This window comes from Janthinobacterium sp. SUN211, from assembly GCF_030587315.1.
GTDB classification, from domain to species: Bacteria; Pseudomonadota; Gammaproteobacteria; order Burkholderiales; family Burkholderiaceae_D; genus Janthinobacterium; species Janthinobacterium kumbetense.
Genome location: NZ_JAPWIC010000007.1, coordinates 120,710 through 133,144, shown reverse-complemented (window position 1 = coordinate 133,144; position 12,435 = coordinate 120,710). Strand labels below are relative to the sequence as shown.

Below are 12,435 nucleotides of genomic sequence, written 5' to 3'. Positions count from 1 at the left end.
CACGAGAGACTACAACATGACATCGATTACCTCAAACCCCCTGCGCGTAGGCATCGGCGGCCCCGTCGGCTCGGGCAAGACGGCCCTGTGCGAAATGCTGTGCAAGGGCATGCGCGAGCGCTACGACATGGCCGTCATCACGAACGACATCTATACCAAGGAAGACATGGAAATCCTGCTGCGCGCCGATGCCTTGCCTGCCGAGCGCCTGATGGGCGTGGAAACGGGCGGCTGCCCGCACACGGCCATCCGCGAAGATGCGTCGATCAACCTGGAAGCCATCGCGCGCATGCAAGCAGACTTTCCGAATCTCGACTTGATCCTGGTCGAATCGGGCGGCGATAACCTGGCCGCCACCTTCAGCCCGGAATTGTCGGACTTGACGATTTACGTGATCGACGTGGCTGGCGGCGAAAAGATCCCGCGCAAGGGCGGGCCTGGCATCACGCGTTCCGATTTGCTGATCATCAACAAGACGGATCTGGCGCCCTACGTGGGCGCCAACCTGGACATCATGGCGCAGGACGCCAGGCGCATGCGCGGCGAGCGTCCCTTCGTGTTCACCAACCTGCGCAGCGGCGACGGCGTGCAGGTCGTTATCGATTTTATCCGCGAGCAAGGTTTGCTCGATCAACCAGGCAAGGAGCTGCAATGAGCGCAAGATTGATGAAGAAAACGGCCGCCGTGGCGGCGCTGTGCCTGCTGGCCTTGCCCGCCATGGCCCATCCCGGTCATGGCGAGAACGCCGGCTTCCTGGCCGGTTTCGCCCATCCGTTCACGGGCATTGACCATTTGCTGGCCATGCTGGGCGTGGGCATCTGGGGCGGCCAGCAGCGCGGCGGCCTGGCCCAGCCCGCCACTTTTCTCGGCATGATGCTGCTGGGCGCGCTGGCCGGCATGGTGGGATTGACGGTGCCGGGGCTGGAAACGGGCATCGCCGCCACGGTGGCGCTGGTGGGGCTGGCCATCGCGCTGGCGCTGGCCTTGCCGAACTGGCTCGGCATGGGCCTGGTGGGCGTGTTTGCCTTGGCGCATGGCAATGCGCATGGCCAGGAATTGCCGGCCGCCTCGGCCGCGTGCGGCTTCATGCTGGCCTCGGCTGTCTTGCTGGGTACGGGACGTTTCCTGGGCCAGGTATTGGCCGAGCGCATGCTGCGCGTGGCCGGCGTGGCCTTGACGGCCGCCGGTGTGGTGTTGATGGGACTGAATTAAGAACCGGGACGGCGCTCCGACAGCACGATGGGCGCCGCCTTTTCCGGGTGCAAGCCCTGGTGGCCCGCATACACGGCGGCGATGGCGGCCATGTCGGCCTCCTTGTCGCCCGTCAAATATAAATGGTCGACGACGCCCAGCACCTTGTTCGGGTAGTCGATGTACACCAGCAGCAAGGGTACCTTGGCCGCCACGGCCAGGTGATAAAAGCCGCTTTTCCAGTTCGGACGGTAGCTGCGCGTCGCTTCCGGCGTGATGGCCAGCCAGTACCAGTCGGCGGCCAGCATGCGCTCGGCCTGGCGCTGAATGGTGCCGCTGGTGGTGCTGCGGTCGACGGGTTCACCTCCCAGGTAGCGCAGCACCTTGCCCATGGGGCCGCGGAACAGGGAATCCTTGGCCAGCCAGCGGAAGGGCAGCGACAGCGCCCATTTGCCGAACAGGCCCACCATGAAATCCCAGTTGGACGTGTGCGGGTAGACGACGGCGATGCCGCGCGGCCCCGGCAGGGGACGGAAGCGCATGCGCCAGCCAAACAGGTGCAGCACGCGCAGCGCGCAACGCTGGTGCCAGGTCGGCAAGTCGCCCGCTTGTACAAATAAATCGTCCATTGATACCCTTCAGTGACACTGTTCTTAATGGGATGGCGCTGGTGGCCATTTTCCTTGAAGCAAAATTCTGCGCAGGCATTCTATACGGGGCTGGCGATGGCGACAAGCAGCCGAGGCCGCTATTCATGCGGTGTCGGGGCCGTTGCTGCTGCTATTTTAACGATGCTTGACCTCCGTGTCGGGCACTAAATGCGCACAATGTGGTCAAAACTTCATGCAGTGTTGATCCACCCGACAGGGAGCCATGGCATGAAAAACAGCATCGACGAGGTGAATGGGGAGAATGTGCGAACGGATAAGGTGATGGCCGAGCTCGTCGAGCGGGGCGTTGCTTTTCACCACGCACTGGGGCGGACGGTGGCGACAGCGTATTTGCGCGAGCACGCGGTACCGGTCGAGGTGATACGCCGTGTCTTCAGCAGCGTGCAGGCGCGCCGTCCGGCCCGGCCGGCGCGGCGCCGATGGCGCTGAAGGTGAGGGAACGGCGCGGCGGCGTCAATAAAGAAGCGAAAAAAGCGGCGGACGCGGCGATCGTCACGCAGTCAGTGCGTTGGTATCGTCGCGTCCGCCGCCAGGGGGGAATAGGCGGCGCAGTGCCGCTCAGGGGGCTTTCAGGGTGCCGCTCAGCTTGCCGTTCAGGCTTGTGCCGCCAGCGCCGGGTAGTCCGTGTAGCCGGCAGCGTCCGGCGCGTACAGGGTGTCCGGGTTCAGCGGATTCAAGGGCGCGTCGCTGTGCAGGCGGGTGGGCAGGTCGGGGTTGGCGATGAACCACAGGCCAAAGGCGACGGCATCGGCTTCGCCCTTGGCCAGCAGGGCTTCGGCCGCCGCCTTGTCCATTTTTTCGTTGGCGATGTACACGCCGCCGAACTCCTGCTTCAGATACGGGCCCAGGCGGTCTTCGCCCAGCGCTTCGCGGGCGCAGATGAAAGCGATGCCGCGCTTGCCCAGCTCGCGTGCCACGTAGCCGAAGGTGGCGCGCGGGTCCGAGTCGCCCATGTCGTGCGCGTCGCGGCGCGGCGCCAGGTGCATGCCCACCTTGTCGGCGCCCCAGACTTCGATGCACGCGTCCGTGACTTCCAGCATCAAACGGGCGCGGTTTTCAATCGAACCGCCGTAGTTGTCGGTGCGCAAGTTGGTGCTGTCTTGCAGGAACTGGTCGAGCAAATAACCATTGGCGCCATGGATTTCCACGCCATCGAAACCCGCTTTTTTCGCATTTTCGGCGCCCAGGCGGTAGGCTGCCACGATGCCGGGAATTTCTTCCGTATCGAGCGCGCGCGGCGTGACGAATTCCTGTTTCGGACGTACCAGGCTGACGTGGCCGGCCGGCTTGACGGCGCTGGGCGCCACGGGCAAGTCGCCATCGAGGAAGACTGGGGCGGAAATGCGGCCCACATGCCACAGCTGCAGCACGATCAGGCCGCCAGCGTCATGCACGGCCCGGGTGATGTGTTTCCAGCCTTCCACCTGTTCCTCGGACCAGATGCCCGGCGTGTCGGCGTAGCCCACGCCTTGCGGCGTGACGGCCGTCGCTTCCGAGATGATCATGCCGGCCGAGGCGCGCTGCGTGTAGTACTCGGCCATCAGGGCGTTGGGCACGCGGCCCGGATTGCCGGCGCGCGAACGGGTCAGCGGCGCCATGATGATGCGGTTTTTCAGTTGCAGACTGCCAATGGTGATGGGGTCGAATAAAGTTGCCATGATTGTCATTTCCTTGTTGGGGCCGCTCGGGCGGCGTTGAGACGGAGTTATCGAGATGAAAGCTGTGCTTACAAACCTTGCTGCATGTGATCGAGAAAGGCCTGGATGGTGGCTTCGTTGCGACTGAAGAAACTCCATTGGCCCACCTTGGTTGCGGAAATCAGGCCCGCCTTTTGCAAGCTGGCCAGGTGCGCCGAGACCGTCGATTGCGACAGGTTCAGGCGGCGGTCGATCAGGCCGGCGCACACGCCCAGGTGCAGCGGGTGGTCCTGCTCCTGGAAATGCTGTTCCGGCTCCTTGAGCCATTGCAAAATCTGCCGGCGCACCGGATTGGCCAGCGCCTTGTGGATGGCGTCGATATCCATATTGTTTCTCCTGAACATACAATTCGCTTTTCAGCGATGTATATATCGTATTTTCCAAATTTTAATATCGCCATATTACGATATAAATGAAAAGCGTGCTGGCGGCGCGCGTTTTTGAACGGATTCAGGCGGGAAGAGGATTGCGCTGCAGCACGGCCGGGCCCGTCAACACGATGCGCACGAGGTCCACCTGGCGCTGGGCGCCGGCCTTGGCGGTGGCGCTCTTGATCTGCGTGCGCGCCGTGTGGATGGAAATGCGCTGGCGTTCGGCGTATTCCTGCAGGGAATAGCCGTTGACGAGCGCTTCCGTCAAGCGCGCCTCGGCCACCGTCATGCCATAGAAATTGCGCAGGGTGGCGGCCAGGGAGGTGATCAGGTCGCTGCTATCGCTGAGAAAGACGGCGATGGCGCTGGCCGAGCCGAACGGACTGTGCCAGGAGGGCAGGGGCGTGACGCGCAGGCGCAGCTGTTCGCCCGTCAAGCCGCTCAGGTTGAGCACGCCGCCGGGACCGCCAGCCGCCGCCGTGCCCGTTTGCGCCGCCTCGTGCAGCATGCGCCGCAGCGCGCCGTTGTCCGCTTCACGCGGGCAATACAGGGGCGCGCCTTCGCGCAACTGCAGCAGCCGCGTCGCAGCCGTCATGGCCAGCGCCCGCTCGTTGGCGTACAGCAATTGCGACGTGGCGTCGAGCAGCAGCACGCCAAACGGCAGCAATTCCAGCACCTGGGTGGAACTCCGGGACAGCACTTCCAGCCGGCGCAGCTTGCGTTGCAGGGCAAAGGCCGTCTGCAAATGCGGCATCAGGCTGCGGATCAGCGCCAGCTCGCCCGCCTCGTAGGCGCCCGCCCGTTCGCGGCGCACCACGGTGACGTTGGTGGAGCGCTCGGCGCGCAATTCGACGATGGCCGCCGCCGTATAAAAGATGTCTTGCGGGCGCAGCCAGTCCGTCCAGTATTCGGTTTTCTTCAGGCAATGGTCGGGAAACAGCATGGAGCCGGTGACGACGGCGCCTTCGTGGTGCAGGGTGGCGTCTTCCAGCCAGACATTGCGCGCGCCGTAATAGCTGGCAAAGCTGGCCATGGCATCCGTTTCGAAGCCATAGGTGGCGGACAGGCCGCTGCCGGGCAGCTGGACGTCGACCGAGCGGTTGTTGAAATCATTGGCCCAGATCAAGCCCGCGTGCGATTTCAACTGGCGTGCAAAGGCGGCAAGGAAATCTTGCCATTGGATATGTTGTGTGGCCGCTTCATAGATCAGGGTAATCAGTGCCTGGCTGGCGACGGCGAGCGATGGCGTCATTGGCGATCCTCATGGCGGCAAGCGGTGGACAAGGCATGGCGCGGGCGGCCTTGGCAGCGGCCGCCCGGCTTCCCTAGCGCGATTCCAGCCAGCTTTTGCCGCCGGAAGTGCACGTGCTGAGGCTGGCGTACTGGCTCACATAGTTATAACCGCTGCCGCAGCCCCCTTCGCCGGATTTGACGGGGCCGTAGCAAGCGCCTTCATAGCTGAGCTTACCATTGACGGTGGTGCTTTTGACACAGAAATTGTAGTTGCTGGCCACGGTGTTGTTGGGCAAGGTGGTGCCGTTGTTTTGCCCGCAGCCGAGTTCCTTGCTCACGGAGCGCGCGTAGTCGACCATTTTCTGGTACGTGCCGCTGTAGTAGGTATCCGCCATGGCCTTTTCGCCCTGCTTGCAGGCGGCGATCACGCTGTCATAGCCGGAATCGGCCTGGGCGTAGTTGCCCGATACCTGGATGCCGCAGGCGCTGGCCTGCTTGCGTTCCGTATCGCTGATCAGATTGTTGTATTGGCAGGTGGACGAGGTGCCGCCGCTGGCGCTGGTGGAGCCGCCGCCCGAGCCACTGTCGGCGCTGCCGCCGCCACCGCAGGCGGACAGCATGAGGCAGCCGAGCAAAGTGACGGCAAAGGTGGTTGGATTTGCTTGCATGATTTTCCCTGTGGACGGTGACTTGCCACCATGTGTCTGGTGGTATCTTTGCTACAAGGAATTGTATCGGGCATGTTTTTTGGAAACATCACCCATTTGGGGTATGCGCCGGCGGCACGGAGTGGGGTAGGGCGGCCGGCTGGCCGCCCCGGCGGGGATCAGGCGAAGTGGAACAGCAGCAAGGCGATGACGGCAGGCACCGTTTGCAGGTAGAGGATGCGCGTCATGACGGTGGCCGCGCCCCATGCGCCGGCCACGGCGATGCACGCCAGGCCGAACACGGTAAATGCATGGGCAATGGCCGCGTCCGGGTGAAAAAAGCCCAGCGCCAGCGCCGCGACGAGAAAACCGTTGTAGCAACCCTGGTTCGACATGGCGGGACGCACGATCTCCGCTTTTTCCTTCGACAGGCCAAACACCTTGCGTCCGCGCGCATCGAACAGCACGGTTTCCAGCAGCACGATATGCACGTGCAGCAGCAGGATGAGGGCGGTAAGAATCTGGGCCAGAAGTAGCATCATTGTTCCCGAGAGTGAATGGATGCGCCAATTATGCGGCCATCAGCATGTTTTTTGGCAACTTTCGATTGGAGCGGCCGCACTAGAAAAATGTGCTGGCGGCAAGCCTTTTCACCCGGTGGTATACTTTTCCTTTTGCTCCTGTGGGGACGACCCCGCTCGATGACGGGGCTGCATGGCGGGGACGACCCTGCCGCCTCAGGAGAAAAGTATGGCGTGGATCATTCTGGTATTGGCGGGCTTGCTGGAAATTGGCTGGGCCATCGGCCTCAAATATAGTGCCGGCTTCACCCGCCTCGTGCCATCCGTCTTGACGGCCATTTCCATGCTGGGCAGCGTGGTGATGCTGGGTCTGGCGCTGCGCACCTTGCCGCTGGGCACGGCGTACGCCATCTGGACGGGCATCGGCACCGTCGGCACGGCCATCTTCGGCATCATGGTGCTGGGCGAGCCGGCCAGCGCCGCGCGCATCGCCTGCATCGCCCTGATCGTGTCGGGCATCCTGGGCTTGAAACTGCTCAGCCCCCAATAAAGGATGCCAGCATGAGTCTCGCCATGACGTATTTCTACCTTGCCATCGCCATCATCGCCGAAGTGATCGCCACCAGCGCCTTGAAGGCGTCCGAGGGCTTCAGCCGCTTGTGGCCCAGCGTCATCACCGTGGTTGGCTACAGCATCGCTTTCTGGTGCCTGTCCCTGACCTTGAAGGTCATTCCTACCGGCATCGTGTACGCGATCTGGTCGGGCGTGGGCATCGTGCTCATTTCCGCCGTCGGCTGGTTCTGGTTCAAGCAAAGCCTGGACACGCCAGCCTTGATCGGCCTGGGGCTGATCATTGCCGGCGTGCTCGTCATTAACTTGTTCTCCAAGTCGGTCGGGCACTAATCAAAAGCTGCTGGCAACCCGCGCCAGGTAATACCACTCGGCATTGGCCGCCGCGTTGACGTCCGGAAACAGGATATAGGCGTCGAATTCGGCCGTCACGGGCGTGCCGTCCGCGCGCACGCCGATCTGCTCGCCCTGTTTGACCTTGTCAAAGCTGGACCAGGTCTTGATGAAGCGGTCGCTTGCATGCAGTTTGTCGTGCACGACGACCATGTTCAGCGCTTCCATGTCAGCGTCGGCGACGGCTTCCGGTTGCGGCGCGTCAATGAAACCGAGGAAAGCCAAGGTGTTCATGATGGCGCGGTAAGCGACATCCGGCGCGGCCGGGTCCGCATGCTGGCCGCATTCCAGGGTGAGCGCATAGCCGCCCGTCGAGCGCATGTATTCGGTCGTGCCCACGCCGTAGCGCAAGACCAGGCCCACCTGGTCGCTATTGCCCAGGCGGCGCTGCACGCCCTGGCCATACGCATGCAGCCAGCCATCGACGAAGCGGCGCACACCCAGGCGGCGCGCCAGCGCGCGTTCCTTTTCTTCATGTTTAAAAGGTTGCAGCGGTCCATCATTGTTGCGCGGCCCCACCATGACGAAGGGTTGGCTGTCGGCATTGAATGAGTGCAAGTCGAGCAGCACGTCGTGCTGGCCCAGCAGCGGGCACAGCCAATTGGCGATGCGGTCTTCGAAATCTTGCGGATCGTCGTTCGGGAACAGGTTGCGGTTCAGGTTGCGGTCGCCGCTGCGCACGCCCTTGGCGTAAGCGAGCGGGTTGGTGATGGGCACGAAAGTGACGCTGCCGGCCACGATGGACAGGGCGCCGCTGTCGAGTTCAGCCATCACGCGGTGGATGCCCTTGGTGCCGCAGGTTTCATTGCCGTGCACGGCGCCGGTGACGATCAGGCGCGGGCCGCTGCCCTGGCCCGTGTAGTTGATGGACTTGAAGTGGAGTGCGCTGCTCATGCTGGACATATCCTATTGGTATCAGGGAAGGGAAAGCGGGGTCGGCATATTTTAGCGGGATTCGCAGCGGCACCCGTAAAAATGTCGCCAGGAATGTACCCATCGCCCATCCCGGCATGGCATGATCGGCGCCAATGTTGTTTTCCCTTGCCGATTCCATGACCAGTACGTCCCATCCTTCCCGCCTGTACGGCCTCGACACCTTGCGCGCGCTGGCCATCGTGCTGGTCTTCATGAACCATTATTTGTTGTTCGTCAGCGAGGGCGGGGCCTTTGGTTTCTGGGGAGAAATCGGCTGGACGGGCGTGGACCTGTTCTTTGCCCTCAGCGGCTACCTGATCGGCAACCAGATCTTTGCGGCCTTGCGCAGCGAGCAAGGCTTTTCCTTGCCGCACTTCTATGCGCGCCGTTTCCTGCGCACCTTGCCCAGTTTCTATGCCGTGCTGGCCCTGTATTATTTGTGGCCTGCGTTTCGCGGCGATAGCGCGCTACTTCCCCTGTGGAAATTCCTGACGTTTACGCAAAACATCAATCTGACGCCGGGCACGGCGTTTTCCCATGCGTGGTCCTTGTGCGTGGAAGAGCAGTTCTACGTGCTGCTGCCGGCCGTGGCGCTGGCGATCGCGGCTTGCCGCAAGTCGCTGCTGTGGGCGTGGGTGGCCGTGGCCGCCAGCTTTATCGTCGGCATGCTGCTGCGTGCTTATCTGTGGGATGAATACGTGCACGTGCCGCGAGGCGGCCTCGGCTATTACAAATACATTTATTACGCGTCGTGGTGCCGTTTCGACGAGCTGGTGGCGGGCGTGGCGCTGGCGCTGCTGAAAAACTACCACCCTGGCGCCTGGCTGCGCCTGACATCCTATGGCAATCGCACCTTGCTGGCGGGAATCTTTGGCACGGCGCTGATGTTTTATGTGTTCCTCGCCGATCACTATGGTTATTGGGTGACGGTGTTCGGTTATCCGGCCCTGGCCGCCAGTTTTACCTTATTGCTGATCGCCGCGCTGAGTCCTGCCAGTGTTTTATATCAACTGCGCGTGCCGGGCGCGGCCAGCCTGGCCCTGTGGTCGTATGCGATTTATTTGCTGCACAAGCAGCTGTGCATTCTGCTGCGGCCCTTGTTGCAAGACTTTGGCTACGGGCCGGACGGTGCGCCGGCGATACTTGCCAGTATCGCTGTCAGCATCGTCACGGGCTGGCTCTTATATAGATTGGTGGAAACGCCGTTCATGCGATTGCGGGCGCGCTATGTGCCTGCCAATCACGCGTGACGATTACATGTCGATCACATCCAGTCCCCGCGGCGTACCCACCAGCAGTTCCAGGATGGCATGCACGCGCAGGTTCGTCTCTTCATGTTCCGTGTTGAAGATCAGGGCGCGCAGGCCAGGCACGGCTTCCATGATGTGCTCGCTGGCGTAGGCATTGATCAATAACAAGACCAGGTCCGTGGCGCCCGCGCCGGGCTGGCGCCGCAGCCGGTCGTGGATCACGTTCAGCAGCGCGCGCTGCATGCGCGGCGTGGGATTGGTGATGTAGGCGAAGACGCTCGGCGTGTTGGCAATGGCTGCGCAGAGGCGCTGTTCCATCTCGTCGGGTTTTACGTCGGAGGCGATATCGAAATACGCAGCATCCCAGCGCGTGCGCGCATACGGGTGGCCGGGCGGGAAAGAGTCGGCCGTTTCAAAACCGCAGATGCGGCTCAGGGTTTTCAGCCAGGCGAATAGGGTGGAGTTCATGCCGCGATTCTAGCGGCATTCCGCGTGTGCCGGGCCCTCTCTATATAAAGGGGGCTGACGCCCCGAGAAATGATTAAAGTTTCCTGTAAAAGAGCCCTTGTCATTCTGGGAAAGCCTCTCTATAATGCTGGTCTTCGGGGCGGTTAGTTCAGCTGGTTAGAATACTTGGTCGACATCCAAGGGGTCGGGGATTCGAATTCCTCACCGCCCACCAGAATTTAGCAGTAAGCAGTTTTCAAGAGTTTTAAGCTGGCGCAAGCCGCAAGCGGTCATTTGAAATACAATGATCAACAAAAGTTTTACGGGCGGTTAGTTCAGCTGGTTAGAATACTTGGTCGACATCCAAGGGGTCGGGGATTCGAATTCCTCACCGCCCACCAGAATGCAGTTAGAGAGAAAGGTAAAACCGGTTATGACACCGCGAACTACTACCAAGCTTTGGGAGTGACGCTAGTCGAACGGGTTTCCTTTGTCTTAAGAAAGTGAAAAACGCGGCTAGTCCGCGTTTTTTTGCGTCTGCGTTTTCCTTTCAGTTATTTACCCATCACATTGCAGTTTTACCTGGCGCCAGCGCCGATATGGAGATCAATATGCTTACAATCCGACTTCCCGATGGTTCCGCCCGTCAATTTGACGGTCCGGTCACCGTGGCCCAGGTTGCGGCCAATATTGGTACCGGCCTGGCCAAGGCTGCCCTGGCCGGCAAGGTCGACGGCAAGCTGGTCGATACTTCCTATCTGATCGAGCAAGACGCGGAACTGGCGATCGTGACGGACAAGGACGCCGATGGCCTGGAAGTGATCCGCCACTCGACGGCCCACTTGCTGGCGTATGCCGTCAAGGAATTGTTCCCGGAAGCGCAAGTGACTATCGGTCCCGTGATCGACAACGGTTTTTACTATGACTTCGCCTACAAGCGCCCGTTCACGCCGGAAGATCTGGTCGCAATCGAAAAGAAAATGGCGGAACTGGCCAAGAAGGATGAGCAAGTCACACGCAAGGTGGTCGCGCGCGACGAAGCCATCGAATACTTCAAGGGCATCGGCGAAGCTTACAAGGCGGAACTGATCGGTTCGATCCCGGCCGACCAGGAAGTGTCGTTGTATTCCGAAGGCAAGTTCACGGACTTGTGCCGCGGCCCTCACGTGCCATCGACGGGCAAGCTGAAAGTCTTCAAGCTGATGAAGCTGGCTGGCGCCTACTGGCGCGGCGACTCGAAAAACGAGATGCTGCAGCGTATCTATGGCACGGCCTGGGCCAAGAAGGAAGACCAGGAACTGTATCTGCACAACCTGGAAGAGGCGGAAAAGCGCGACCACCGCAAGCTGGGTAAGCAGCTCGATTTCTTCCATTTCCAGGAAGAAGCGCCAGGCCTGATCTTCTGGCACCCGAAAGGCTGGTCGATCTGGCAGCAAGTCGAGCAATACATGCGCAATGTGTACCAGGTCAACGGTTACCAGGAAGTCAAGGCGCCGCAAATCCTCGACCGTGGCCTGTGGGAAAAAACCGGTCACTGGGATAATTACCGTGAAAACATGTTCATCACGGAATCGGAAAACCGCGCCTATGCGCTGAAACCGATGAATTGCCCTGGCCATATCCAGATTTTCAACAATGGCATGCGCAGCTACCGCGACTTGCCATTGCGCTACGGCGAATTCGGCCAATGCCACCGCAACGAACCGTCGGGCGCCTTGCACGGCATGATGCGCGTGCGCGGCTTTACGCAGGATGATGGCCACATCTTCTGCCTGGAAGAGCAGATCGCCGGAGAAGTGACGGCGTTCCACCAGCAGGCGATGGATGTGTACACGGCTTTCGGCTTTACGAATATCGACGTGAAACTGGCGCTGCGCCCGGATAACCGCATCGGTACGGAAGAGTCGTGGGATTTCGCCGAGGAATCCCTGCGTTCGGCCCTGCGCGCCTGCGGCGTGGAGTGGACGGAATTGCCGGGCGAGGGTGCATTCTATGGTCCGAAGATCGAATACCACCTGAAAGACAGCCTGGGCCGCGCATGGCAAGTGGGCACCGTGCAGATCGATCCGTCGATGCCGGGTCGCCTGGGCGCCGAATATGTGGCCGTGGACAACACGCGCCAGGTGCCCATCATGCTGCACCGCGCGATCGTCGGTTCGCTGGAACGTTTCATCGGCATCCTGATCGAACACTATGCGGGCGCCATGCCGCTGTGGTTGTCGCCGGTGCAAGTGTCGGTGTTGAATATTTCCGACGCTCAAGCCGATTATGTACAGGAAGTTACAACAAAACTGCGCAAAGCGGGGCTGCGCGTACAGGCTGATTTGCGTAACGAGAAGATTACCTATAAAATACGTGAACATTCCGTACAAAAATTGCCTTACATCTTAGTAATTGGCGACAAAGAGCGGGATGCGAATACAGTGGCCGTGCGGGCGCGGGGCAATGTCGATCTGGGCGTCATGTCCGTCGATGCCCTGATTGAGCGACTCAAACATGAAGTCGACACCAAGGCCTGACGAGGAAACT

Annotated in this window: 15 protein-coding genes and 2 tRNA genes; 9 read left to right on the top strand and 8 right to left on the bottom strand. The window is 61.1% G+C overall.

All coding sequences use genetic code 11. From position 1 onward, the window contains the following. Window positions 1–16 precede the first annotated feature (16 nt). Together ureG and O3301_RS22410 are read left to right on the top strand one after the other, a co-directional pair. Entirely contained in the window at window positions 17–655 is a 639-nt protein-coding gene (gene ureG, locus O3301_RS22415) for an urease accessory protein UreG (RefSeq protein WP_251348200.1), read from the top strand. Beyond that, window positions 652–1,212 (top strand): HupE/UreJ family protein, encoded by a 561-nt coding sequence (locus O3301_RS22410; RefSeq protein WP_289914223.1) that lies wholly within the window; start codon window positions 652–654, stop codon window positions 1,210–1,212. The genes ureG and O3301_RS22410 overlap by 4 nt, the downstream gene beginning before the upstream one ends. On the opposite strand, the gene O3301_RS22405 is transcribed toward O3301_RS22410, so the two are convergent. Continuing rightward, window positions 1,209–1,820: a 1-acyl-sn-glycerol-3-phosphate acyltransferase gene (locus O3301_RS22405; protein ID WP_305057531.1), complete on the bottom strand. Its 612-nt coding sequence runs from the start codon at window positions 1,818–1,820 to the stop codon at window positions 1,209–1,211. The genes O3301_RS22410 and O3301_RS22405 overlap by 4 nt on opposite strands. Window positions 1,821–2,069: 249 nt before the next feature. Here O3301_RS22405 and O3301_RS22400 point away from each other — a divergent pair, with 249 nt between their 5' ends. Beyond that, on the top strand, window positions 2,070–2,291 hold the full coding sequence (locus tag O3301_RS22400; RefSeq protein ID WP_077406246.1) for a hypothetical protein: 222 nt from the start codon (window positions 2,070–2,072) through the stop codon (window positions 2,289–2,291). A gap of 164 nt (window positions 2,292–2,455) precedes the next feature. On the opposite strand, the gene O3301_RS22395 is transcribed toward O3301_RS22400, so the two are convergent. From O3301_RS22395 to O3301_RS22375, 5 genes are all read right to left on the bottom strand, one after another. Then, complete coding sequence (locus O3301_RS22395) at window positions 2,456–3,520, bottom strand: alkene reductase (protein WP_099667401.1); 1,065 nt, start codon at window positions 3,518–3,520, stop codon at window positions 2,456–2,458. A 68-nt stretch (window positions 3,521–3,588) separates the two neighbouring features. Beyond that, entirely contained in the window at window positions 3,589–3,885 is a 297-nt protein-coding gene (locus tag O3301_RS22390; protein WP_092714515.1) for a helix-turn-helix transcriptional regulator, read from the bottom strand. Window positions 3,886–4,009: 124 nt separating this feature from the next. After that, a complete protein-coding gene (locus O3301_RS22385) occupies window positions 4,010–5,182 on the bottom strand; it encodes a helix-turn-helix transcriptional regulator (RefSeq protein WP_289904510.1) in 1,173 nt (390 codons plus the stop codon). Between the two features lie 73 nt (window positions 5,183–5,255). Next, window positions 5,256–5,831, bottom strand: coding sequence for a hypothetical protein (locus O3301_RS22380; RefSeq protein WP_305057530.1), 576 nt, complete (start codon window positions 5,829–5,831; stop codon window positions 5,256–5,258). Window positions 5,832–5,989: 158 nt separating this feature from the next. Further along, window positions 5,990–6,352, bottom strand: a complete 363-nt coding sequence (locus O3301_RS22375) for a DUF1304 domain-containing protein (protein ID WP_369812228.1) — start codon at window positions 6,350–6,352, stop codon at window positions 5,990–5,992. A gap of 208 nt (window positions 6,353–6,560) precedes the next feature. Between O3301_RS22375 and sugE the strand changes: the two genes are divergently transcribed. Together sugE and O3301_RS22365 are read left to right on the top strand one after the other, a co-directional pair. Next, the gene (sugE, locus tag O3301_RS22370) at window positions 6,561–6,881 is read left to right on the top strand and encodes a quaternary ammonium compound efflux SMR transporter SugE (RefSeq protein ID WP_034783172.1); all 321 of its coding nucleotides are present in this window, start codon (window positions 6,561–6,563) and stop codon (window positions 6,879–6,881) included. 23 nt (window positions 6,882–6,904) lie between these two features. Continuing rightward, window positions 6,905–7,234: an SMR family transporter gene (locus tag O3301_RS22365; RefSeq protein ID WP_070217979.1), complete on the top strand. Its 330-nt coding sequence runs from the start codon at window positions 6,905–6,907 to the stop codon at window positions 7,232–7,234. On the opposite strand, the gene O3301_RS22360 is transcribed toward O3301_RS22365, so the two are convergent. Then, on the bottom strand, window positions 7,235–8,197 hold the full coding sequence (locus O3301_RS22360) for a succinylglutamate desuccinylase/aspartoacylase family protein (RefSeq protein ID WP_369812227.1): 963 nt from the start codon (window positions 8,195–8,197) through the stop codon (window positions 7,235–7,237). A gap of 149 nt (window positions 8,198–8,346) precedes the next feature. Between O3301_RS22360 and O3301_RS22355 the strand changes: the two genes are divergently transcribed. Continuing rightward, entirely contained in the window at window positions 8,347–9,459 is a 1,113-nt protein-coding gene (locus O3301_RS22355) for an acyltransferase (RefSeq protein ID WP_289904513.1), read from the top strand. 3 nt (window positions 9,460–9,462) lie between these two features. Here O3301_RS22355 and O3301_RS22350 read toward each other — a convergent pair whose 3' ends face one another. Next, window positions 9,463–9,927, bottom strand: coding sequence for a hypothetical protein (locus O3301_RS22350; protein WP_289904514.1), 465 nt, complete (start codon window positions 9,925–9,927; stop codon window positions 9,463–9,465). Window positions 9,928–10,064: 137 nt separating this feature from the next. On the opposite strand from O3301_RS22350, the gene O3301_RS22345 reads away from it, so the two are divergent. The 3 genes from O3301_RS22345 to thrS all read left to right on the top strand — a co-directional run bounded on the left by O3301_RS22345 (window position 10,065) and on the right by thrS (window position 12,425). After that, window positions 10,065–10,141 (top strand) — tRNA-Val (locus tag O3301_RS22345). A gap of 89 nt (window positions 10,142–10,230) precedes the next feature. Continuing rightward, window positions 10,231–10,307 (top strand) — tRNA-Val (locus tag O3301_RS22340). 210 nt (window positions 10,308–10,517) lie between these two features. Then, window positions 10,518–12,425 carry a threonine--tRNA ligase gene (gene thrS, locus O3301_RS22335; protein ID WP_102294334.1) on the top strand — a complete coding sequence of 636 codons (1,908 nt, stop codon included), beginning with the start codon at window positions 10,518–10,520 and terminating at the stop codon, window positions 12,423–12,425. The last annotated feature ends 10 nt before the right edge of the window (window positions 12,426–12,435 follow it).